The organism is Sporolituus thermophilus DSM 23256, from assembly GCF_900102435.1.
Classification (GTDB): Bacteria; Bacillota; Negativicutes; order Sporomusales; family Thermosinaceae; genus Thermosinus; species Thermosinus thermophilus.
Window position 1 is genome coordinate 52,305 of sequence record NZ_FNBU01000003.1, and the last position, 23,099, is coordinate 75,403.

Below are 23,099 nucleotides of genomic sequence, written 5' to 3' on the forward strand. Positions count from 1 at the left end.
CTAACAATTTAGATAAGCCAGCTAAAGGCGTTAGAGACGTGGCGTATAGTTCTTCGCCGACGACAGGAAAATTGCTCACAGTACCAGCTTTAGGCCAGCGAATCATGAACCCCACATCCATGTGTTTTTTCCTCCCTTAATGCTATTAGCAGTAGCGACTAATTTATCCTGCGGCATCTGCCATCAAATTTTATTTTGTTTATTTTATGCAACCTTGCTAGCGACCGTGAGCGCAGGCAGCGGCCGCAGCAGTGATTATTTGCGGTAGAGCGATTGTTACCCATAAGGCGTAATCTTCGGCATGGGAATACAGGACTAGGACATTTATTGCACCAGGAACTCACAATTTAGATTTTTTTAACATATATTGTAATAGCCTGGGTGTTGATTGTTGGGGAAGAACTTGCGGGAAAAGGGGGGGCAAATAAGATGGGGCCAAAGAACATAGAGTACCAAAACGGAATGTTCATTTTATCTAATCCCGACGATGTGACCGAGCTGGTGCTGAGCCTGCGCAACAAGCCACTGGATGAATACGTCACCGAACCAGTTGAGGTAACAAATGCAAAAAGTCAAAGCGAGATGTTGGAAGAAATCACCGCCCGTCTCCAGACCATTGAGGAAAAGATGCAGCAGATGGAGAGTTCTTTCGCGGCTATTTTACGCCAAACGCTGGCTGAAAACGAGCGGAAAAGCGAGATGTTGACGAAAATTACCGCCCGTCTCCAGACTATTGAGGAAAAGCTGCAGCAGATGGAGAATTCTTTCGTGGCTATTTTGCTCCAGGCACTGGAGGAACAAGAAAACGAGCGGGTAAAAATTGAAGTCGAACGGCAGCAAGAATTGGCCGAGCGGGAGCGCCGGTTGCTAACAGAAATAGGGGCTATGCTGGAAAAAAAAACAGTTGAAAGGCAGCAGCTATCATGGTGGCAAAAACTGTTTGAAGCAAAATAGATTGGTGGAAAAGAGCGGAATTACCGCTTTTTTGTCCATAGCAAAGGATGGCGCCCATCGCAGTAGATATCGGCGGCTGGCATAGTTAGCCAATAAGGTCGTTTTCGTTAGGAGATGAGAAACTTGCGGGTTGTACATGTTAACCTTTTTGATTTCCAGGGAGGGGCGGCCAGAATTGCCTGGACGCTCATGGATGGCATGACCTCCTTAGGCTATGATGTCCATCTCTTTGCCCATCGCTGTACTACTAACGACCCACGGGTCATACCAACGCCATTTACAGAGGCCAAATGGCAACAAAAGCTGCTTAGGCAGCAATCTCAGGAGGGCTTGTTTGATTTATACTCAGCCGCGCTAATCAAGGTGCTTAATGATCCTTTGTTTGACCAGGCGGACATTGTCCACCTGCACTGTATTGACGGCGGCTATTTTTCCTTTTTGCTGCTACCGTTCCTGACAGCCAAACCCACAGTATGGACAATGCATGACCCGCTTGCCTTCACTGCCGGGTGTTTAAATTCCGGTTCCTGCGACAGCTGGCGGCATAACTGGTGCGCACAATGTCCACAGGACGAAAATATTAAGAAACCGCCGCAGCGGGAGTTAGTGCAACTAATTAAAGCGTCGGTATACAAAATAGCTAAATTCACGGTGGTCTGTCCGTCAGCGTGGCTGGAAAAGCAGGCCAAAGACAGCATTTTGCAGGGACATGACATCAGATTGATTTACAACGGCATCGACACCGACAATTTTCGTCCGGGTGATCGGGCCAAGCTGCGAAAAAAGCTGGGGCTGCCTGCGGACAAAAAAATCATTATGTTTGCCGCCCATGGTGGTTTTGACAAAAATGCGAAGGACGGCGTTGTTTTGGCCCAGACCTTGAAAAAATTGCATGACCGCTACCCGGAACTGCTTTTGCTCAATATTGGTACCATAGATAATTCTGCGTTCACCGGGCTGCCAACACCGCGAATAGACCTTCCGTTCATCGCCGATCCACGGCTCTTAGCCGAATACTATGGGGCGGCTGACCTTTTTGTTTCAACGTCCCTAGTGGACTTAAGCCTCACCATTTGTGAGGCCATGGCCTGCGGAACGCCGGTGGTGGCCTTCGCCGTCGGTGGCACGCCGGAAATTGTGGTACACGCGGAAACAGGGTATCTCGCTGTACCGGGCGATAGTGACGACCTTGTCCGTGGCATTACTTATTTTCTGGATGATGGCGCTGTCCGGCAGCGCGCCGGCGATGCGGCGCGGCTAAGAATTATAGATAAATTCAGTGCTAAGCGCATGGTAGACGACTATATTGATCTTTATGAAGAAATATTATGGGCTGCCGGTGGCCCAAACTTGATAGCCGTGGGCCCCGAACGGTTACCCCGGTTGATAGCAAAAAGCCAAAGCCAAGGCTGGGCGCAAGTCTGGCAGGAGTTTCGGAAACTCTATAATACCTTTGCGCCGGAGGATGTGCCACAACGGGCTATCTTTCTTGACCGGTTCTTTAGCTGTTGCCTTCAGTCCGTAAACGCGGCGGCCCAGAGCTCAGAATTCTGGGACATTATTGAACAATGGCACAAATATCGCTTGCTGCCGTTACGCTGTGACGGGTTGCCGCCGGCGGAACAACAGGCGCTTTTGTATTTTTGCCAGATCCTGCGGGAGAAAATGCGCGAGTATTTAGTCCATACACCGCTTACCGAACTGGCTAAACTGAACGAACAGCGGCAGCAGCTGCTTCTTAAGATCTGGCGACAGGTATTCCTCGATGCTTTCTCTTCCCTCAACCTTGAGGCCAATGTTCCCGCTGCGCCGGGGCATAGCCAAGATTTTCCCGTTGACAGGAGTTCGGCCGATTGGTATAAACAGCTGATGGTGGCAAGCATGGATTATCCCTTTGCCGCCCCTACTAGTCCCATTACTGCCGTTGAGCTGTGGCAACATCCGGTACTGCCTTTTTGCGTCAAAGCCATCATTACTTATTGGCTGCTTAACGTACCGTTTTTTAATATTGCGGAACAACACCGACAAAAGTTTTTACAATACGCAAGCGAATTGTGCCAATTGTCTATGTCACGCCGGTTTTTCATTCCCTTTGTCGGCGCGGTTATGGAAGGCTTCTGGCGTATTTCCTATGTCGGCGGCAACAATGTCGATGCTCTTTCGGCTTTTGGCGATTTTATCGCCAGGCACATGCGGCGGTTCTTCCCGCAATATGCAGCATTGGACCATAGCCGGAAGAAGCGCCGGACAGGCGATAAAATTCGCATTGGCTATATATCAAGAATGTTTCGCCATCAGGCCGTTAGTTACTACATGGTGAACAGGGTGATCCACCATGATAAAAGCAAGTTTGAAGTATATGTATTTGCGCTTGGTGGCTACCATGATGAGATTAGCGAATTATTTGTCAAGCATAGCGACTATTTTAAACGGTTTCCCAACATGTATGATATTGAAAGTATCGCCCAAAGCATTGTTGACAGCCAACTGGATATTTTGATCTATACCGACATTGGTATGGACCCGGTTACCTACATGCTGGCCGGTTTGCAGTTGGCTCCCGTGCAGTGTGCAATGGTAGGCCATGGGACGACGACCGGTATGCCGACAATCCAATACTATATCAGCGGCGATTTTGAACCGGTCGATGCCGACAGGCACTATCGGGAGACACTGATAAGACTGCCCAATTTGGGAGCGGCCCAGTATCCGCCGCCGTTCACGCAAGAGCCGCTTCCTACTCGCAAGGACTGGAAAATTCCCGAAGACGTTGTCGTTTTCGTTTCCTGCGCCAACGGCATTAAGCATGGTCCCCAGCGGGACGCCCTCCTGATTGATATTCTGAAAAAGGCACCTAATGCCTGCATCGTACTTAAGCCCTATCATGCTTCCAATGTAGATAATCCGTTGACCCGACGAATTATGACGATAGCACGGGAGGCAGGCGTAGACAACCGCTTGTTCATTATTCCGCCGCTTAAGCACGTAGTGGCCCTATTAGCCATTGCCGATGTACAACTTGATACTTATCCTTACGGCGGCTGGACAACCAACATGGAAGCGCTGTATATGGGATTGCCTATTGTCACCCAGGAAGGCGAGATGGCCCGTAGCCGTTGGGGAGCCCATATGCTCCGGGCTTTAGGCATCCAGGAAGGCATTGCCGTCAATGAGACTCAATATGTTGACTGGGCGGTGCGGTTTGCCCAAGATGAAGAATTGCGCCGGCGGGTCAGGGACCAGATACGCAAGCGGGCCAGGAGCATCCTGTTTAATGGCGCCGCGGCTCAGCCGGCCTTTGAGGCTGTCTTAACCCGGCTTGTTAATGAGTACCGCGCTGCCAAACACCAGGCCGGTTTTTATGCAGTACGCCGGAAATGGTGACACCATTTCCGGCGTACTGCATATACTACATCATCTTTTACCACAGGATAAATCATTGCCAGAAGGCGAACATGCGGAAGCAGAGGAGGTTAAACCACCGATGAGCGCTGAAGGTAAAATTTTTAGCAAACTGGCAGCCATGGGTGAACGGCAGAGCTGGGAACTGACTTCGCCGGAACCGACGGCTCAGTTGCTGCGGGATGAGTATCTGGCCTGGCAGGACGGGGAGCAAAAAGTGTATATATTGCCGCCAGAGGCTGGCGAGCAGCTGCTGCGCGGCCTTCCTGACGCTGAACCGGGCGAATTCACTCTGACCCGGGTGTGGCGGCGGGAGGAGGCAGAGGCCCAAAATGTTCAGAGCGTCACATTGCAGGAAATAGCAGCCCGGCTGCAGGCCATACCCGACGCTGCCTCGCCTGAGCCGGCAGCCGCCGCGGGCGAAGACATGGCACAGTTTCCAGGTGATGCGGAGGTAGAGTGGCAATACGGGGAGGAAGCTTACGTGTTGCCCAATACCGCCGCTGTCGACGAATTTTTACGCAATTTGGCAGGCAGTAGTGCGGAAAACTTTAGCCAGAACCGGCTGTGGCAAAAACCGGTCATGACTACCGGCCAGAAAAAGCAGGAGGCCCTCTTGGAGGAAATAGCCGCCCGTCTCCGGGCTATCGAAGAGCAGCTCGCGCGGCTGGAGAAATTTTTAATGACAGGCGACGTGGTAGCCGTAAGATAATAGAAGGCTTTTTTAAAACAAAGGAGGGCAGACCGCAGTCTGCCCTCTCTTGGCAATAACCTTCCTACGGACAGGTAGGACAGGCAATGTTGTTACAAAGTGGGAAGTTATGGCTGAAGGTAGTGAACTCGCTTTTGACCGTGAACTGTGCGAAGTTTTCGATTTCAGGATAGGGCTGAACGGCCATGACCCACAGGTTTTCGTGGCGCCACAGTTTGTCAATGATTTTGCCTCTAAGCTCGATCCTATCGCCGGTGGCGTTGACCTGGGCCCGCAGTACGGCTTTAATGCAGGAACCGTCGGTCTTACTGATAATTTCTCTCATTGCAGCTGCATTGGGAACTCCAGTACAGGTAGCGAAGTCGAAGGTGTTACTGAAATCGCAGGTAAACCTGATACAGGTCGGCAGGGCTACCGCACATTGACCGGACTGACAGATAATCATTATCCCGACTTGGACATTAATCGCCTGACAGCTGGCGTCCAGTTCTTCCTCAGCGCAGGTAATTACAACTTGGCATACTTCGTTCGGGGTAAGTGTCGGGAAAGTAACACCTTGTGGTAAATTTATCCGGCATCTGCCGACAGGCGGATAGGGAATGTCTACGTTAACCACATGGGTGCAAATATGGGTGACCTCTTCAACGCAAATATCATGGCAGCAGCAATTGGGTCCAGGATGGTTCGGTACATTGCCTGGTACTGTCCTTCCAGTCGCAATATTGCAGGTCGCGTTTTGACCCTTGTTGCAGCACTCGCTGCAAGGACCATCGGTGTTACAAGGGCAATTTTCTTGCCTGAGACTGGCAAACTCAGGTACTTCTAATTTGTATTCTTCTATCATATATTTGCCTCCTTTTAATTATTACTCAGGTTAAGTTTAGCAAACGACTTTAATAGCTGGTTATCTCCCCCCTTCGAGGCGTAAATTTTATTTTGTTGGTACATAAAGGAGTTATTTTCTTAGTACATAATATGCTTATTGTCGCCAAAGGTGTGCGCTCCGGCAAAAAAAGCAGAGTTTTGTGGCCTTGTTGCTTGGTACATAAAGTGGTTAATTTCTTTAATACAGAATATGATTCTTGTAATAATAGTGTGTCGGCGCGTGAAATATAAAAAAGGGTTGGCCAAGGCGCGGTTTAATGTAAAAAAGCGAGCGCCGCCGGAGGCGCTCGCTTAAATTTCTGCTTGCAGACATAAGCTTAAATAGGATGAAAAAAAGGGGGGGGTTGTATGGCTACCCGGCAGCAGATAGATAAAGTGATAAAACATGGCGCATTGTGGCTTAAGGCGCAGCAAAATACCGATGGCAGTTATGGCAAGTGGGGAATCGGGTCAACCTGTTTAGCCGTAATGGCGCTACTTTTCAGTAATGTAGCAAAGCAAGACGCGGCGGTAAAACAGGCGATCGCTTACATCTTAAATTCAGCCCCAGCGGACGATAGCTATTTCCGTTCGTTGACGGTTATGGCGTTGGTCGCTAACGGGGAAAAAACACCGGATATTGTAAGCAGGGTACAGTCCGACACCGAGTGGCTGATACAGGCGCAGGGCCATAATCCGGACGAAATATTGTCCTATGGCGGCTGGGGTTTGACCGGTGTTGCCAACGCGGCCAACGGTTCCAGTACGCAATATGCGCTTTTGGCATTATATGCCGCCGCCGCGTGGGGGTTAGTGGCACCGCAGGAAACGTGGAGCAGGGCGGTCAAGTGGTATCAGCGAAACCATGATATTAATAATGACGGGAGCTACACGTATGGTTTGGGTGATTATTCCTGGTTTAATAGTGGCGGTATTCGACATAGCATGACGGCCGCGGCGCTGGCAGGTCTTAAAGCGATTAACGCGCTTGCGGCCAATCCGGATGACCTGGCGCAGGTTAAAAGTCTGGTTGGCCATGCGTTGGACTGGTTAAATACCAACTATATTATTGAGTTATCGCCAGGCATTCGTGATAGTTGGTATTATTATTATTTATACAGTATAGCAAGTAGTTGTGTTATCGAGCCGCCCATTATTTTCATCGGTACAAATGACTGGTATACCGATATGGCCGATACATTGGTAGCTCTGCAAAGACCTGATGGCCGTTGGACAAGTGAACTAGACAAAAAATCCACTGAAGTTGTTCATACCAGTTTTGCGTTGCTTGCGCTGGCGAAGGCCGACCTGCGCTCCGCAACATCAGGCAGTAATGGCCGGAATAAAAGTAGCTTAGCCAAAGAACCGCTGAAAAAACGCCAAATTCGTAAAGCTGGCTTTCCTGTAATCAAAACATTAGATACCTTTGATTTTAAACACTCGCCGCGGATTAACCGCCCCCTGGTTGAACAGCTTGGCGAGGGTGATTTTATTTCCCGTAAAGAGAATATTGTTTTGATCGGTAATCCGGGAACAGGAAAAACCCATCTGGCCATATCTTTAGGTTTGCTGGCTTGTGACCGGGGTTACAGGGTAAAATTCTATACTGCGGCAGAGTTGATACAGAAGCTTTTAGTAGCGCAAGAACAGCGCCGCTATGCAAAATTGGCGCAAATACTCGGCCAGATCGATTTATTAATTATTGACGAGCTGTCATACCTCACGCTGTCCCGGCCTAGCGCCGAACTATTATTTCAAGTTATCGCCGCGAGGTATGAGCGGGCAAGTCTTATTATCACCAGCAATCTCGAGTTCAGCCAGTGGACTGCGATTTTCGGCGACCCAATGTTGACCGCTGCGGTAGTTGATCGCCTGATCCATAAATCGTACGTCATTGATACCCATGGTCCATCTTATCGCTTGAAACACCGGCTCCAGCCGGATAGCGTGAAAGAGTGAATTTTGAAATCGTACGAAACATTCCTGTCATTATTTTGTCACATTTTACTGCTATGATGGGGACAAAACATGGAAGGGGATGGTATAAGTGAGAAAGTTGTCCATTTTAGTGATTGTCGTAGCTCTGCTAGTCTTGTCCGCCGGCGCGGCGCTGGCCAAAGACCGGTCTATCGAAGGCCGGCCTGATATGCTGGATCCGGGGCATATCCGGGGCTATTTTGTCTGGCGTGATGATGACGGCCTGCATCTGCGCACTACTACCCGCGGCCATGACCATGTGTTCAGCGGCGTCATCCGCACTGACGGGAAATTTGAAGATGTTGACGGCCGCCGTTTAGAACACGGTGACTATTACCGGCTCAGCCGCGACCGGGATACCATCACTTTCCGGTTCACTACGGCGGGAGGCCTGGACGGCTTTGATTTCCGCGTCGACGATGGCAAACGGCTGAACTTTGACCTGTTCATGGACGGTCACCGCATTGATGTCGACGAAATTTATATCGGTGAGCGCGGCTGGCATCCCCATCACAGCGAGTTTACACTTCACCGGCTCCACCGCGATTAGTTAGCGGAGCGATGTACGAAAATTAACTTTCCTGCCTGCAGGAAAGTTAATTTTTTGTCGCGAATAAAAATACAACAGAAATAGGCTGGTCTGAAGGCCGGCGATGGTTTATTAATTTTGTCAGGCGAATTGAATTGGCTACGAAGGTCATATCCCTTAACGAATAGGGGTACTTTCGTGGTTTTTTATTTTCCGGTAATTTTGGGCGTTGTAAGGAGAGTGAACGTAATGCATATGGCTGATGCGTTAATTTCCCCGGCGGTGGGGGGGATGATGTGGGCGACCACGGCAGGAGTGGCGGCCCATGCGGCGAAAAAGCTGCAGAAGGACTTAGACGACAGTAAAGTGCCGCTGATGGGCGTATTGGGCGCTTTTGTGTTTGCTGCCCAAATGGTAAATTTCGCGATCCCGGGGACCGGGTCGAGCGGGCATCTGGGCGGCGGCTTGCTGCTCGCCATCCTGCTGGGGCCGCACGCGGCGTTTTTGACCATGTCCTCAATCCTGACCATTCAGGCCCTGTTTTTCGCTGACGGTGGCCTGCTGGCCCTAGGCGCGAATATCTTCAATCTAGGTTTTTTCCCGTGCTATATTGCTTATCCGTTCATTTACAAGAAAATCGTCGGCGCAAATCCAGGCAAGGGGCGCCATGTCGCCGGGGCGATGGCCGCCGCGGTTATTGGTCTCCAGTTAGGAGCCTTTGCCGTGGTCTTGGAAACCGTTTTTTCGGGTATTTCGGCGCTGCCCTTTGCTTCCTTTGTCCTGTTAATGCAGCCGATTCATCTGGCGATTGGCCTTGTTGAAGGACTGATAACCACCGCGGTCATTTTATTCATTGCCAAGGAACGGCCGGAAATTTTGCAAAAGGCTGTCCGGGTCCAGCCGCTGAGCAACGTCTCCCTAAAACCGTTGCTAATCGCTATTTTGGCGGCGGCCGTGGTGACCGGCGGAATATTGTCCTGGTTTGCTTCCGCCGACCCGGATGGGTTGGAGTGGTCAATCCTCAAGGCTACCGGCCAGGAAGAATTGGCGGCTCCCCAGGGGACTATTCACAGCGTCCTTGCCGAGTGGCAGCAAAAAATCGCGGTGTTTCCCGATTATAACGTGAAGGAAGCCGGTAATGTCTCGGACAGCGCCAAGGTGGAGAGCTCCTGGCCGGCCGTTGACCGTGGCACCTCCCTGGCGGGGGTAGCCGGCTCGGTGTTGACGCTGCTGCTGGCGGCGCTGTTTGGCAAGGGACTGCAGTTGGCGGCGGGCAGGCGGAAGCAGGAGTGCTAGATGATTAACATTGAAAAGCGCTGGCTTGAGCTGCGGCATCTTGATGAACTGGCTGCCCAAGATTCCTTTATTCACCGGCTCCACCCTAGTGCCAAGCTGGTTACGGCTTTAGTGTTTGTCGTCACGGTCGCCTCTTTTCCTAAATACGCCATTGCCGGCCTGGCGCCAATGGTGTTTTACCCCGTTTTTGTAATGAGCCTTGGGAATATACCCCTTATTCTGCTGCTGAAAAGGCTGCTCCTCGCCCTTCCCTTCGTGGTGTTTATCGGCATCTTCAATCCGCTCTTTGACCAAACGCCGCTTGTCCAGGCCGGGCCGCTCGTCATCTCCGGCGGCTGGATTTCTTTTCTCTCTATTTTGCTCCGGTTTAGCCTGGCCGTGGCGGCCGTGCTGCTGCTAATCGCCACGACCGGCATCGACGCAATCGGGATGGCGCTGGCACAGCTGCGGCTGCCGCGCGTGTTTATTGTTCAGATTTTATTTATGTACCGGTACTTATACGTACTGACCGATGAATTTATCCGCATGCTGCGTGCCCACGCTTTACGCGCGCCGGCCGATAACGGCGTAGGTTATAAGGTCTGGGGGTCGCTGCTCGGGGTAGTGCTGCTGCGTACCCTTGACCGGGCCCAGCGCATTTATCAGGCCATGCTGTGCCGGGGCTTCGATGGGAAATTTCGCGGCCTGCGGTCACGCCCCCTGCGGCTGGGGGACCTTGTTTTCCTTGGCGCTTGGATTATCTTTTTCCTGGCCGTTCGCTTGACGAATATTCCCTATCGGTTAGGCGTTTTGCTGACGGGAGGCAACTGATGAGTCATCACATCGTGGAAGTAAAAGATCTCGAATACTCTTATCCGGATAACACGCCGGCGCTGCACGGCATCACTTTCAAAATCGTCCACGGCGAAGCAGTCGCCGTCGTTGGCGCGAACGGCGCCGGCAAGTCAACACTCTTGTTGCACCTGGCGGGGGTGCTGGCGCCAACCCAAGGGACGGTGCGGATTGGCGATTATCCGGTGAATAAAGAAACCCTGAAGTTTATCCGCCGCAGTGTCGGCCTGGTTTTTCAAAACGCCGACGACCAACTGTTTATGCCAACGGTATACGATGACGTTGCCTTCGGGCCGCTAAACCTGGGACTGGAACCTGCGGAAGTTCAGCGCCGGGTCATTGCCGCACTGCAAACGGTTGGCGCCGTGGAACTTAAAGACCGCCCGGCCTATAAATTGTCAGGCGGCCAGAAACGGGCGGTGGCGATCGCGACCGTCCTGGCCATGCAGCCTGATATCCTGGTGATGGACGAGCCCAGCGCCGGCCTCGATCCCCTGGCCAGACGGCAGCTCATCAATCTTCTCAAGTCGTTTTACCATACGAAAATTATCGCTACCCACGACTTGGATCTGGTGCTGGACTTGTGCGAACGGACAATCGTACTAAGTGAAGGCAAGGTCATTGCCGACGGCCCCACGCTGGAAGTGTTCAATGATGAGGCGTTACTCGCGCGCAGTCATTTGGAAAAGCCGCTGCGGCTGCAAGGCTGTCCGGTCTGTGGAAAAAAGACGTAAAGGAACGGTACAAGGCCCGCACCGGCGGGCCTTTTGCATGGGCGGCGGATCGTTTTGCTTAGGAAGATTGTGTAGTAAAGTTAATTGTTAGCCTGGTAAGCGGGGAATAGTAATCAGAAAAACAAACGGAAAAGGTGGGCGTATGAAACACGTAATTGTGATAGGTGGCGGGGCGGCCGGCCTAATGGCGGCCGTTAGCGCGGCGGGGGGCGGCGCCAGGGTGACGGTGCTGGAAAAGATGCCGTCGGTAGGCCGGAAATTATTGCTTACCGGCAACGGCCGCTGCAATGTTACCAATAGCGGCGATGTCCAGACCCATATCAAAAACATGCCGGGCAACGGCGCTTTTTTGCATAGCGCCTTACGGGCCTTTGGCAGCCACGATTTAATCGACTTTTTGGCTCGCCAGGGCGTTCCCACCAAGGTGGAACGGGGCGGACGGGTATTTCCGGCCAGCGATAAGGCGGCCGATGTGGTTAATGCCTTTTTAACCGCCTTGCGCGCGTTGGACGCTATCCTGCTGACGGGCCAAGCAGTAAAAGAGCTCATTATCGAAGACGGTGCGGCCGCAGGCGTTGTTACCCGTGACGGCCGACGGTATGACGCCGCCGCCGTCATCGTGGCGACAGGCGGGGCGTCCTATCCCGGCACCGGGTCGACGGGGGATGGCTATGCCATGGCCAAGCAGGCGGGCCATACGATTATTCCGCTCAGGCCTTCACTCGTCCCGCTGGAAGTGGCGGAAGAATGGATCGGCGAGTTGCAGGGTTTGGCGCTGAAAAATGTCAGCGCTACTGTCCTCCGCGGCGAAGCCAAGGTGGCCGAGGCAGAGGGCGAAATGCTCTTTACCCATTTTGGCCTTTCCGGTCCGCTTATTTTGTCGCTCAGCAATACGGTATCCGCCTTACTGGCCCAAGGTGAGGGCGAGGTTTTCGTGGCGATAAATCTGATGTCGGCGCTGGCTCCGGAAGAGGTGGACAAGCGCTTGCAGCGGCAATTTGCTAATTGCCGCCGCAAGCAAATCAAAAACGCCCTGGCCGACCTGCTGCCGGCCAGACTGGTAAATGTTGTTATCGATCTGGCGTTTCTCGATCCGGAAAAACCGGTGCATCAGACAACCAAAAACGAACGGGCGCGGCTGGCCAATGCCATTACCGGCCTGACCTTTACCATTAAAGGAACCCGGCCGCTGGCCGAGGCAATGGTTACCGCCGGCGGCGTGTCTACGAAAGAAATCAATCCGAAAACGATGGAATCCAAGCTGGTAAAGGGTTTATATTTTGCCGGCGAAGTCATTGATATCGACGGGTATACCGGCGGTTTCAACCTGCAAGCCGCCTTTTCCACAGGGTATGTGGCCGGTCGGCACGCGGCCAGGCAGGACTAAAGCAGAAAAAGCAAAGATGCGATTTTAAATGAAAACGCGCGATTTTGCGTACAAAGCAGGAATAGTTTATTAAGAAGTCGGTTTTTATTACTTCTATATTTTAATATATTAAAGTAAAATAGGAAATGAGATTGTTTGGGAGTGGAGGAATAAACAATGCGCAAACTGGTTGCATCTTTGCTTGTACTGCTGTTGGTTGGTCTGCTTGTTGCCGGCTGCGGCGGCGTGACGAAGAAAAAGATTGTTGTCGGGCTTGATGACAACTTCCCGCCGATGGGGTTCCGGGATGACAAGAACAATATTGTTGGCTTCGATGTGGATATGGCCAAGGAAGCGGCCAAACGGCTGGGTATGGAAGTAGAGTTTAAGCCGATTGACTGGAACAGCAAGGAAGCCGAGCTTAACGGCAAACGGGTGGATGTGCTGTGGAACGGTCTGACTATTACCGAGAAACGGAAAGAAAACATCGCCTTTACCAAACCGTATATGGAAAACCGCCAGATTATCGTGGTAAATGCTAACTCGCCAATTAAAAGCAAGGCTGATCTGGCCGGCAAGGTCGTAGGGGTACAGGACGGCAGCAGCAGCGTTGAGGCGGTAGAAAAAGACGCGGCTACCCTTAAGAGCTTTAAGGAACTGAAAAAGTATCCCGATAATGTGGCCGCGCTGATGGACTTAAAAGCCGGACGGCTAGACGCGGTCGTGGTGGATGAAATTGTCGGCCGCTATTATATCGCCAAGAAGCCGGGCGAATATGCTATCCTGGCTGACAATTTCGGCTCGGAAGAGTATGGCGTAGGCCTCAGAAAAGATGACAAAGAACTGCTGGATAAGCTGCAAAAAGTGCTGGATGAGATGAAAAAGGACGGCACTGCCGCAAAAATTTCCAAGCAATGGTTTGGTGCTGATATTGTAAAATAGTTATGAACCGGAATCGGCCGATGGTTTCCCGCCATTGGCCTTTCTTATGCAGGATGGCCGCTAGCCGCCGAATAAATATAGATTCTTCATTTGATAGACCCTAGACAGGAGAGAATTTAATGACGTATGTGATGGAAATTTTAGAGCCCATGCTGGCCGGGACAGCGGTAACGCTCGAGATGTTCTTTGTGACCATTGTTCTTTCCCTGCCGCTGGGACTGTTATTGGCCCTGGCCCGCATTTCCCGGTTCGGCGTACTGCGGGGGACGGTGGGAGTGTATATCTGGCTGCTCCGAGGTACGCCGCTGATGCTCCAGCTACTGTTTGTGTATTTTGGCCTACCGTTTATCCCTTATATCGGTGTCAGGCTGCCTGACTTTCCGGCGGCCGTGGTGGCCTTTGTCCTTAACTATGCCGCTTATTTCGCCGAAATTTTCCGCGCCGGCATCCAGTCGATTGACCGCGGGCAGTATGAAGCTGCCAAGGCCCTCGGCATGACCTATGTCCAGACCATGCGCCGCATCATTTTGCCGCAAGTCGTTAAACGGGTGCTGCCGCCGGTGAGCAATGAGACCATTACCCTGGTCAAGGATACATCCCTGATTTACGTTCTGGCGATGAATGACTTGCTCAGAACCGCCCGGTCCATTGTCCAGCGCGACTTTAATACGACGGCGTTTATTGTGGCCGCCGTCTTTTATCTGGTCATGACGCTGGCTCTCACCTGGCTGTTCCAGAAGTTGGAGCAGCGGTACGCGGTATATGATGAATAGGAGATAACTGCCATGCAGATGATTAGGGCTAGAGACATTCATAAAAGTTTTCATAAGCTGGAAGTTTTAAGAGGCCTTTCGCTCGAGGTAAGTAAAGGTGAGGTCGTGGCCATTATCGGGCCGTCCGGTTCGGGAAAAAGCACTTTTCTACGCTGTCTTAACCGGTTAGAAACCATTGACCGGGGCACGATCGAGATCGAAGGGGAAGTACTGGCTGCCCCCGGCCCGGACGGTAAGACCCGTTACGCACCGGAGGAACAGGCGCGGCGGATTTGCCGCAAGATGGGGATGGTGTTTCAGCAGTTCAATCTGTTTCCCCATCTGACGGTATTGGAAAATGTCATCGAAGCGCCGCTGGTGGTAAAAGGGGTTAAACGGGAGGACATCGTGCCGGAAGCGGAAGAACTGCTGCGCAAGGTGGGGCTTCTCGACAAACGGGACAGCTACCCGTCCCGGCTGTCTGGCGGCCAAAAGCAGCGGGTGGCCATCGCCCGGGCGCTGGCCATGAAGCCGGACATCATGCTTTTTGACGAGCCCACCTCAGCCTTGGACCCCGAACTGACCGGCGAGGTGCTCAGGGCCATGCGGCAGCTGGCCGAAGAGCATATGACCATGCTGGTCGTGACCCACGAAATGGCCTTTGCCCGGGAAGTGGCCAACCGTGTTATTTTCATGGATAAAGGCGAAATTATTGAGGCGGGAACACCGACAGAAATTTTCAGCCGGCCTAGCCATCCCCGGACGCAGGCCTTCCTCAACAATATGCTGTGACCTAAAGGAACCAGCCTTCGGCTAAGCGGCCAGGGCTGGTTACTGTTAATTGCTACATCGAGGTGACTCTTTTGCTCCATTTACCCATCGAATCGATCCTGCCGGAATTAAAAGACGTACTGCGCCGCCAGGCCAATGCGGTATTGGTCGCGCCGCCGGGCTCCGGGAAAACAACCCGTGTCCCGCTGGCCCTGCTGGACGAACCCTGGCTGGCCGGCCGGCGCGTTTTGCTACTGGAACCCCGCCGCCTGGCGGCGCGGGCCGCCGCGCGGTACATGGCAGCTAGCCTGGGCGAACAGGTTGGGGAGACGGTAGGGTACCGGGTGCGGCTTGATACCCGGGTGGGCGCCAATACCCGCGTCGAAGTCATCACCGAAGGGGTGCTGACCCGTCTCCTGCAGGCCGATCCGGCCCTCGAAGGCGTCGGCCTGGTGATTTTTGACGAATTCCACGAGCGCAGCATCCATGCCGACCTGGGACTGGCCCTCTGTCTGCAGGCGCAGGCCGTGCTCAGGCCCGACCTAAGGCTGCTGGTTATGTCGGCTACGCTGGACGCCGCGCCGGTGGCGGCGCTCTTAGGTGACGCGCCGGTTCTGACCGGTATCGGGGCCGCTTTCCCGGTCGAGACCCGTTACCTTGACCGCCCGGTTGACGAAGGGCGACGCGAAACAGTTATTGTTAATACGATTTTCGATGCGCTCGCCGCCGCGCCGGGCGATATTCTCGTCTTTTTGCCGGGCGCGGCCGAAATCCGCCGGGTTGAGGCGGTTCTCGCCGCGCGCGGTCTGGGCGGAAATGTGCGCGTGGCGCCGCTCTACGGGATGCTGCCCCTGGCGGCGCAGGACCTGGCGATCGCGCCTAGTCCGCCGGGGCAGCGCAAAGTGGTGCTGGCCACGTCCATCGCCGAGACCAGTTTAACGGTTGAGGGGGTACGGACGGTTATTGACAGCGGGCTTATGCGCGTTCCCCGCTTTTCGCCGCGGACAGGCATGACCCGCCTGGAGACCGTTATGGTATCACGGGCTTCGGCCGACCAACGGCGGGGGCGGGCCGGGCGACTCGCCCCCGGCGTGTGTTACCGCCTTTGGACAGAGCAGGAAGATGCGCGGCTGGTCCCGCGTAATACCCCGGAGATTTTGGAAGCCGATCTCGCGCCGCTGGCGCTCGAACTGGCCGTCTGGGGCGTGAGCGACCCGGCCGAACTTTTGTGGCTTGATGCGCCGCCGGCCGCCGCGTTCGCCCAGGCCCGGGACCTGCTGCAGCAGTTGGGCGCGCTCGACCGCGACGGCGCCGTAACGCCCCACGGCCGGCGCATGGCGGCCATGGGGCTTCATCCCCGGCTGGCCCATATGGTTCTGCGGGCTATTCCCCTGGGCCTGGGCGGATTGTCCTGTGAACTTGCAGTGCTCTTAAGTGAACGGGACATACTGCGCAGTACCGGCGGCGCTTCCGACGCGGACCTAAGGTTGCGCGTCGAAGCCCTCCGCCTTGCCGGTCAAGCCGGGCGGGATAACCCGGCCCTTTGCGCGGGGCATCTGGTTGATTGGGCGGCGGTGCGGCGCCTGCGGGCCGAGCTTGGCTACTGGCGGCGCTTATTTGGCATTGCCGGGCAAGAAGCCGGCGATGTCGATGCCTGTGGCTTACTGCTCGCGTTTGCCTACCCCGACCGGATCGGCCAGCGGCGGGAAAATGGCCGGTTTCTCCTGACGAGCGGCCGCGGCGCCGCCTTAGCCGGGATACAGACCTTGGCCGACGCGCCGTACTTAGTCGCGGCCGAACTGGACGACCAAGGGGCGGAGAGCCGCATTTTACTGGCGGCGCCGGTAGACCTTGCCGCTTTAAAACAGCAGTTCGCTGACCGGATTGAAGAAGTGACAAGCGTCGCTTGGGACCGGGCGGCGCAGGCCGTGCGGGCCCGCAAATACGAGCGGCTGGGCGCGCTGATCCTTAAGGAAGTCCCCGTGACCGACCCGGCGCCGGCGGACATGTTGGCGGCGCTGCTCGCCGGCATCGCCGAAGCCGGCCTGGACATTTTGCCATGGACGCGGGCGGCCAGTCAGCTGCGGCAGCGCATCAACTTCATGCACCGGTTGGAGCCGGGCTGGCCCGATATGAGCGATGCGGCCCTCGTCGGAACTCTTGAGAGTTGGCTCGCTCCCTACCTTTACGGCATCAGCAGCCGCGACGGCCTCGCCCGGTTGAACCTCGTAAAAATTATCGAGTCGATGCTGACCTGGGATCAGCGTCGGGAACTGGACGAGTGTGCGCCGACCCATATCGTTGTTCCCAGCGGCCAGCGCATACCCATTGATTATTCTGATCCGGCAGCGCCGGTTTTGGCGGTGCGGCTGCAGGAAATGTTCGGACTTACCGAAACGCCGCGGATTGCCCGCGGCCGCGTGCCGCTTACCTTGCACCTCTTGTCGCCGGCGCACCGGCCGGTGCAGGTGACGCGGGATCTGGCCAGCTTCTGGCGTGGCGCTTATTTCGAAGTGCGCAAAGACCTCCTCGGCCGTTACCCGAAACACTACTGGCCCGACGATCCGCTTGCCGCCACACCAACCCACCGTGTCCGGCCGCGGACATAGCCCAAAAGCCCTTTGCCATAACTGGCAAAGGGCTTTTGTCCTGACATAGCTTTTTTTTGATACAATAGCGCAATAATACACCGCCTGGGCTGCCCGGCAGGGAGTGCTAAATGGCGTGCGGCTACATACATTATACTAAGGGTTTAAAGACGCGGCGTCAGAATTTGGCGTGTGGTGGTGATTTAAGATGCGTTGCCCGAATATCGGCCCTTATTTGCGGAGCATGGTTGTTGGCGTGGACGCCAAGGTGCCCCTGGCTGACGGCCAATATGTGACGGCAATTAATTTCGACAATGCAGCGACTACTCCGCCCTTCCGCTCGGTGATGAAAGAGATTATGAGTTACGCGCCCTGGTATGGGTCTGTTCACCGGGGAAAAGGTTATAAGTCGGTCTTGGCTTCTAAGCTCTATGAAGCGGCGCGGGATGTAGTCCGGCGGTTTGTCAACGCCTCTTCCCATGATGTTGTAATATTTACGAAAAACACGACTGAGGCAATTAATATCCTCGCCCATGTATTGGCCGCCGCCGGCCGGAACCAGGTCGTGCTTTCCACCCAGATGGAGCATCTGGCCAATGATTTGCCCTGGCGGGAGCGGTTTACGACCGACTATGTCGCTATCGACGAAGCCGGCCGGCTGTCATTGCCGGATTTAGAAGCCAAACTGCTCAAGTATCAGGGGCGGGTCAAACTGGTTGCCGTTACCGGTGCCTCCAATGTAACGGGATATGTCAACCCAATTTATGAGATTGCCCGCCTGGCCCATAAGTATGACGCCAAAATTTTCGTCGACGGCGCGCAACTTGTTCCCCATGTACCGGTCGATATGAAACCTGCTAATTCGCTGGAACATATTGATTATCTGGCCTTTTCCGCCCATAAGATGTACGCCCCCTTCGGCGCCGGCGTCCTCATCGGACCGCGGGACACCTTTGCTGATGCCGAGCCAGTCTACAAAGGCGGCGGGGCGGTCGGGCTGGTTTCCGCTCAGTCCGTACAATGGGATGAACCGCCGGCCCGCTTTGAAGCCGGTACCCCCAATATGATGGGGGTGCTTGCGCTGGCGACGGCGATCCAGACGCTGCAGAGCCTGGACATGAAAGCAATTGCCGGCTACGAACGAAATCTGATCGAATATGCCATTGACGGCCTGGCCACGGTGCCGGGGCTAACGCTGTACCGCCACCGGGATAAAAGCGAAGACCGGGTGAGCTTGATTTCCTTCACGCTCGAAGGGCTGCACCACAGCCTTGTCGCCGACATACTCGCCCAGGAAGCGGGGATTGCGTCCCGCAGCGGCCTCTTCTGTGCTCACCTCTATGTAGAAAAGCTCTTGAATTTAAGCGACGAGGCGGTGGCCTATTATCAGACTCATGACGATATTCTTGTTCCCGGCTTGGTCCGGGTGAGCTTCGGCCTGTATAACGATTGCCGCGAGGTGGATGTGCTTATTGACTGTCTGCAGCGAATTGCCAAGAAGCGGGACTACTATAAAACAAAATATCAGCAGGATGGCCGCGGCAAACGCTGCGCGGCCGCAAGCCTTAACCGGCACTTATACTGCTGATAGCGGCGCCTTGCTGAATTATTTATCCCCTCCCGGAGCTTGGGAGGGGGTGACTTTTTAGCGGCACTGTCGGCCTTGGATATACGCGAAATTACGCAGCAATATTTTCTTTCCCCGCCAGCTGAAGGCGCGGTCACCGTAGCGGCAGGTAAATTCCTTGTTGGATAGGGCGGCGACTTCGGTTTCGTCCAGCCAGGGAAGAAGCTGCTGCCTGAATTCGGCAAGGGGCGTCAGGGCGACGTCCCGGTTATGGGGGCAAACGTCCTGGCAGACGTCGCAGCCGAAGACAAGGCCGGTTTTTTGGATAATGCTGATTTCGGCCGGGGACAAGTCGCCCTTTTTCTGGGTCAGATAAGAGCGGCAGCCCCGCGGATCGATGGCAAAATTGCCAAGGATGATTTGGCCGGGGCACATCTTCACGCATTGGCCGCACTGGATGCAGGTGCGGTTTTGCGGCCGGTCTGGGGCGAAGGGATAGTTGGTGAGAAGATAGCCGATAAACACATAGGAGCCGTACTTATCGGTGATAATGTGGCTGTTGATCCCATAGAAGCCCAGGCCGGCCAGGTAAGCCAAATAGCGGTCCACCAGCGGCCCGGTATCCACAAACGGCTGATAGGCGAAGCCCGGAATGTTCGCCTGCAGGTAGATGCCGATCTCGTCCAGCTTGCGGCGGATGATGTGGTGGTAGTCAAGCCCGTAGGTGTATTTGGCGAGATTGGCCGGCGCCTGGTGGCCGATGTAATAGGGGAACAGGCAGACAATGACGGACTGGACGTCAGCCATGGTGAGACGAGGATCAATGCGTTTGGCGATTTCGGGCCCGTCAAACTCAGTGCACTGGCCTTTGGCCATGCGGTCGTGCAGTATTGCTGCGAGTTCGGGATAAGGGCCCGGGGGAGCGATGCCTACATACTCAAGTCCTTGCGAACGGCAAAACTGCTTAAGCTTTTCCTTCATGGCATTCGTCCCCCTTTCGCTGCTGCGACTAAAAACTCGCTAAGATAATCATGCCAATACATTGGCACCACAAAGCATGAAAACCGATGTTTAACCACAGAGAACACAGAGACGCGATTTCATCGCGTTAGGTTAAAAATATCCCACTCCGTGTCCTCTGTGGTTCCTAATATTCTGGCTTAAAATAGCCGATTTTCAGGGTGGATTATAAGTAGCCCTGATTGCCTTTAATCTCCTGCCAGATGCGGTGTTTATCCGGCAGGGGGATAAGGTTGTTGGCCAGGATTTTATCGTACAGGTGCTTCGTAATGCTACTGCCGTTATCAAGAATGCTGAGAGCTTCCCCTAAGTCCTGCAGGGCGTCAAGGTCAATCGTCGGCGTGGTTTCGGCCAATTCGACGCACCTTTGCGCGCAGCCGAGAACGGCCAGCGGCGCTTTGTCATCGTCGAGCAGCAGATAATAGGCGTAGGCCTTGGCCGCCCAGTCGTCAAAGGTTAGGGGAGTGGCTTCAGCCGCCCGCCGGATCCATTCCGCCGCTCTGACCTGGTGGCGCCGGTCGGCGGCGTATTCAAAATACATATCGGCGATCCGGACGCACAAGTTCGGCGTAAGCGGCCCGGCCAGCACTCGCTTGGCCACTTCTTGCTCCAAAACGTGGTCCGGGAGGGTCAAAGCGCAAAAGAACAAATCCTGGATGTAAAGGGGCGGCAGGGGCTCACTTTTGGCCAAAAGCAGGCGGGCGATTTCGCCGGCCAGTTCAGGCCGAAATTCAATGGCCACGACCAAAAAGTCGGCCAGATCGCGCAGTTCGGCGTCCGGCCGTTGATGGAGGCCGGCCTGCACGTACCAATAACAGGCTTTTTCCCGTTCCTGCCGTTCAAAGCATTTGCGCGCCTCGGTAATAAGGCGGTGATACTGGTCATCTTTTTTCCGGTTTCCGTTCACGTTAACCTCCGCAATCTGCTAGAGCCAAGTTGTTGCCAATCTAAATATATACTAACACTGCCGGCAGGAATATACAACCACGGGCGCTTTTCCGGAAGGAACTGCGGCTTTGGCAGAGAATGGTATATATAGTTTACAACCGTGCATAACCTGCTTGTCCCAGCGGAAAACAGGGCCTGGCGGTTGTGCAGAAACAAGGATTAATAGTTAGCAAGGCCAACGCGAGGGGAGCTTTGGCAATGGGAGGACGACAGAATGGAACAAAAAATTCATGCTTTGGTCACAGAAAACCATGAATATATTGTCGGGCTGCGGCGCCATTTTCGCGCCCATCCCGAAATTGGCGGGCAGGAGTTTGCGACCCAGCAAAAGGTCATGGCCGAGCTCGCGGCGATGGGGCTTGAGCCCCGACCGGCGGCGGGTACCGGTGTTATTGCCGAGATAAAAGGGGTCAGACCGGGTAAGACGGTGGCCGTCCGCGCCGACATGGACGCCTTGCCCATCCAAGACGAAGTGGACCGGCCGTACCGGTCGCAAACAGCCGGCGTTTGTCATGCCTGCGGCCACGACGGCCATACGGCCATGTTGCTGGGGGTCGCCAAAGTGTTTACTGCGCTGCGGGGTGAACTGGCAGGTAACATTCGCTTGCTGTTTCAACCGAGCGAGGAGCGGTTTCCCGGCGGGGCGCTGGCAATGATTAAAGACGGTGCCATGGCGGGCGTGGATGCCGTCATTGGCGCCCATCTCTGGCAACCGCTCGATATCGGCACATTGGGCATAACCTATGGACCGATGATGGCGTCGCCTGACGAGTTTACCATTACGATCAAAGGCAAGGGTGGACATGGCTCGATGCCGTATGACGCGATCGATCCCATCGCGATTGGTGCGCAGATTGTCCTGGCTCTAAAGAGCATTATCGGTAACGAAATCAGCCATAATGAGCGGGCAGTACTCTCCATCGGCGTTTTTAAAAGCGGCGAGGTCTTTAACATTATTCCGGATACGGCGATGTTGAAAGGAACGGTACGGAGCTTTTCTCCCGCCGTGCGGGGGAAAATTTTTGGCCGCATTGAGCAGATTTGTCAAGGCATTTGCGCGGCGGCGGGCGCCAGCTTCACGCTGGAGAAATATTTCGGCTATCCGCCGGTTGTCAACGACCCCGCGGTGGCGAAAGTCGTCGCCGCCGTCGGCCGGGAAGTGCTGGGCGGCGATAAAGTACTGGAGGTAAACCCCGCCATGGTGGGCGAGGACTTTTCCTACTACCAACAACAAGCGCCGGGGTGTTTCATGTTCGTCGGCGTTGGCAACAAGGAAAAGGGGATTGTCTATCCCCATCACCATCCCAAATTCGATATTGATGAACGCGGCCTGGGATACGGGGTAGAGATTATGGCCCGTACGGCCCTCCGGCTGCTGGAGGCCTAACGCGATGGCTGAATATGGGCCAAGTACCGTGTTCGTTACCGGGGTAGCCAAACCGGGCAAAGACGACCCGATTGCCAGCATCTATCAGGTGTTTTTCGTGAGTATGGTCGTAGATGTCCGGACAGACCAGATTGTCGATGCGGCCTGCAATACGGCCAGTCCGATGACCGAAAGTTTTATCCGTTCCCTGCTCATCGGCCACAATTTGCGCGATGGAGTGGACGGCATGACCGATGCCATTCGCCGCCGCTTTTTCGGCCTGGTGCAGAAAGCGCTCATCGTCGCCCTAAAGGATGCCCACAATAAATACATGATGGTGAAAAAACAGCAGTTGCAGCTAGGTGGTTGAATTTTCCGCCAGTTATGTTATAATGAAAGTAACGAAATATTGTCTTATTTATTGGTGCATGAACGTCCTTCGTGCTACCGAGATAAGTAAGACCAAGGAACTTGTGAGGC

General features: G+C 54.4%; 19 protein-coding genes. 16 read left to right on the top strand and 3 right to left on the bottom strand.

Features of this window, described 5'->3' with window-relative positions; translation table 11 throughout:
- The first annotated feature begins 429 nt into the window (after window positions 1-429).
- The 3 genes from BLQ99_RS02775 (at window position 430) to BLQ99_RS02785 (ending at window position 5,068) form a co-directional block, all read left to right on the top strand.
- Window positions 430-954: a hypothetical protein gene (locus BLQ99_RS02775; RefSeq protein ID WP_093687924.1), complete on the top strand. Its 525-nt coding sequence runs from the start codon at window positions 430-432 to the stop codon at window positions 952-954.
- A gap of 114 nt (window positions 955-1,068) precedes the next feature.
- Entirely contained in the window at window positions 1,069-4,338 is a 3,270-nt protein-coding gene (locus BLQ99_RS02780; protein ID WP_171904575.1) for an O-linked N-acetylglucosamine transferase family protein, read from the top strand.
- A gap of 100 nt (window positions 4,339-4,438) precedes the next feature.
- Complete coding sequence (locus BLQ99_RS02785) at window positions 4,439-5,068, top strand: hypothetical protein (protein ID WP_093687928.1); 630 nt, start codon at window positions 4,439-4,441, stop codon at window positions 5,066-5,068.
- A gap of 64 nt (window positions 5,069-5,132) precedes the next feature.
- On the opposite strand, the gene BLQ99_RS02790 is transcribed toward BLQ99_RS02785, so the two are convergent.
- A complete protein-coding gene (locus BLQ99_RS02790) occupies window positions 5,133-5,912 on the bottom strand; it encodes a hypothetical protein (RefSeq protein WP_093687930.1) in 780 nt (259 codons plus the stop codon).
- 389 nt (window positions 5,913-6,301) lie between these two features.
- Between BLQ99_RS02790 and istB the strand changes: the two genes are divergently transcribed.
- The 11 genes from istB (at window position 6,302) to BLQ99_RS02850 (ending at window position 19,306) form a co-directional block, all read left to right on the top strand.
- Entirely contained in the window at window positions 6,302-7,891 is a 1,590-nt protein-coding gene (istB, locus tag BLQ99_RS02800) for an IS21-like element helper ATPase IstB (protein WP_093687934.1), read from the top strand.
- Between the two features lie 88 nt (window positions 7,892-7,979).
- Complete coding sequence (locus tag BLQ99_RS02805) at window positions 7,980-8,459, top strand: hypothetical protein (RefSeq protein WP_093687936.1); 480 nt, start codon at window positions 7,980-7,982, stop codon at window positions 8,457-8,459.
- Window positions 8,460-8,636: 177 nt separating this feature from the next.
- On the top strand, window positions 8,637-9,734 hold the full coding sequence (locus tag BLQ99_RS02810; RefSeq protein WP_245690225.1) for an energy-coupling factor ABC transporter permease: 1,098 nt from the start codon (window positions 8,637-8,639) through the stop codon (window positions 9,732-9,734).
- Window positions 9,735-10,544, top strand: coding sequence for a cobalt ECF transporter T component CbiQ (gene cbiQ, locus BLQ99_RS02815; RefSeq protein WP_093687940.1), 810 nt, complete (start codon window positions 9,735-9,737; stop codon window positions 10,542-10,544).
- Window positions 10,544-11,299: an energy-coupling factor ABC transporter ATP-binding protein gene (locus BLQ99_RS02820; RefSeq protein ID WP_093687942.1), complete on the top strand. Its 756-nt coding sequence runs from the start codon at window positions 10,544-10,546 to the stop codon at window positions 11,297-11,299. Before cbiQ ends, BLQ99_RS02820 begins: the two co-directional genes overlap by 1 nt.
- Window positions 11,300-11,441: 142 nt before the next feature.
- Window positions 11,442-12,686, top strand: coding sequence for a BaiN/RdsA family NAD(P)/FAD-dependent oxidoreductase (locus BLQ99_RS02825; RefSeq protein ID WP_093687944.1), 1,245 nt, complete (start codon window positions 11,442-11,444; stop codon window positions 12,684-12,686).
- Window positions 12,687-12,842: 156 nt separating this feature from the next.
- Complete coding sequence (locus BLQ99_RS02830) at window positions 12,843-13,607, top strand: amino acid ABC transporter substrate-binding protein (protein WP_093687946.1); 765 nt, start codon at window positions 12,843-12,845, stop codon at window positions 13,605-13,607.
- A gap of 119 nt (window positions 13,608-13,726) precedes the next feature.
- Window positions 13,727-14,380, top strand: coding sequence for an amino acid ABC transporter permease (locus BLQ99_RS02835; protein WP_093687948.1), 654 nt, complete (start codon window positions 13,727-13,729; stop codon window positions 14,378-14,380).
- Window positions 14,381-14,392: 12 nt separating this feature from the next.
- Window positions 14,393-15,151 carry an amino acid ABC transporter ATP-binding protein gene (locus BLQ99_RS02840; protein WP_093687950.1) on the top strand — a complete coding sequence of 253 codons (759 nt, stop codon included), beginning with the start codon at window positions 14,393-14,395 and terminating at the stop codon, window positions 15,149-15,151.
- Between the two features lie 62 nt (window positions 15,152-15,213).
- Window positions 15,214-17,739, top strand: coding sequence for an ATP-dependent helicase HrpB (gene hrpB, locus BLQ99_RS02845; protein WP_245690226.1), 2,526 nt, complete (start codon window positions 15,214-15,216; stop codon window positions 17,737-17,739).
- A gap of 187 nt (window positions 17,740-17,926) precedes the next feature.
- Window positions 17,927-19,306 (top strand): aminotransferase class V-fold PLP-dependent enzyme, encoded by a 1,380-nt coding sequence (locus BLQ99_RS02850; protein WP_093687954.1) that lies wholly within the window; start codon window positions 17,927-17,929, stop codon window positions 19,304-19,306.
- Between the two features lie 57 nt (window positions 19,307-19,363).
- Here the strand turns inward: BLQ99_RS02850 and queG are convergent, their stop codons facing one another.
- The gene (gene queG / locus BLQ99_RS02855) at window positions 19,364-20,266 is read right to left on the bottom strand and encodes a tRNA epoxyqueuosine(34) reductase QueG (RefSeq protein WP_093687956.1); all 903 of its coding nucleotides are present in this window, start codon (window positions 20,264-20,266) and stop codon (window positions 19,364-19,366) included.
- 205 nt (window positions 20,267-20,471) lie between these two features.
- Complete coding sequence (locus BLQ99_RS02860; RefSeq protein WP_093687958.1) at window positions 20,472-21,212, bottom strand: hypothetical protein; 741 nt, start codon at window positions 21,210-21,212, stop codon at window positions 20,472-20,474.
- Between the two features lie 255 nt (window positions 21,213-21,467).
- On the opposite strand from BLQ99_RS02860, the gene BLQ99_RS02865 reads away from it, so the two are divergent.
- Window positions 21,468-22,640 carry a M20 metallopeptidase family protein gene (locus BLQ99_RS02865; protein ID WP_093687960.1) on the top strand — a complete coding sequence of 391 codons (1,173 nt, stop codon included), beginning with the start codon at window positions 21,468-21,470 and terminating at the stop codon, window positions 22,638-22,640.
- A 4-nt stretch (window positions 22,641-22,644) separates the two neighbouring features.
- Window positions 22,645-22,989, top strand: coding sequence for a DUF3870 domain-containing protein (locus BLQ99_RS02870; RefSeq protein ID WP_093687962.1), 345 nt, complete (start codon window positions 22,645-22,647; stop codon window positions 22,987-22,989).
- Window positions 22,990-23,099 lie beyond the last annotated feature (110 nt).

Bases quoted from the DNA above. Each gene is read 5' to 3' on its own strand.
- BLQ99_RS02775 (WP_093687924.1), top strand. From the start codon at position 430: ATGGGGCCAAAGAACATAGAGTACCAAAACGGAATGTTCATTTTATCT.
- BLQ99_RS02780 (WP_171904575.1), top strand. From the start codon at position 1,069: ATGAGAAACTTGCGGGTTGTACATGTTAACCTTTTTGATTTCCAGGGA.
- BLQ99_RS02785 (WP_093687928.1), top strand. From the start codon at position 4,439: ATGAGCGCTGAAGGTAAAATTTTTAGCAAACTGGCAGCCATGGGTGAA.
- BLQ99_RS02790 (WP_093687930.1), bottom strand. From the start codon at position 5,912: ATGATAGAAGAATACAAATTAGAAGTACCTGAGTTTGCCAGTCTCAGG.
- istB (WP_093687934.1), top strand. From the start codon at position 6,302: ATGGCTACCCGGCAGCAGATAGATAAAGTGATAAAACATGGCGCATTG.
- cbiQ (WP_093687940.1), top strand. From the start codon at position 9,735: ATGATTAACATTGAAAAGCGCTGGCTTGAGCTGCGGCATCTTGATGAA.
- BLQ99_RS02820 (WP_093687942.1), top strand. From the start codon at position 10,544: ATGAGTCATCACATCGTGGAAGTAAAAGATCTCGAATACTCTTATCCG.
- BLQ99_RS02825 (WP_093687944.1), top strand. From the start codon at position 11,442: ATGAAACACGTAATTGTGATAGGTGGCGGGGCGGCCGGCCTAATGGCG.
- BLQ99_RS02830 (WP_093687946.1), top strand. From the start codon at position 12,843: ATGCGCAAACTGGTTGCATCTTTGCTTGTACTGCTGTTGGTTGGTCTG.
- BLQ99_RS02835 (WP_093687948.1), top strand. From the start codon at position 13,727: ATGACGTATGTGATGGAAATTTTAGAGCCCATGCTGGCCGGGACAGCG.
- BLQ99_RS02840 (WP_093687950.1), top strand. From the start codon at position 14,393: ATGCAGATGATTAGGGCTAGAGACATTCATAAAAGTTTTCATAAGCTG.
- BLQ99_RS02850 (WP_093687954.1), top strand. From the start codon at position 17,927: ATGCGTTGCCCGAATATCGGCCCTTATTTGCGGAGCATGGTTGTTGGC.
- queG (WP_093687956.1), bottom strand. From the start codon at position 20,266: ATGAAGGAAAAGCTTAAGCAGTTTTGCCGTTCGCAAGGACTTGAGTAT.
- BLQ99_RS02865 (WP_093687960.1), top strand. From the start codon at position 21,468: ATGGAACAAAAAATTCATGCTTTGGTCACAGAAAACCATGAATATATT.
- BLQ99_RS02870 (WP_093687962.1), top strand. From the start codon at position 22,645: ATGGCTGAATATGGGCCAAGTACCGTGTTCGTTACCGGGGTAGCCAAA.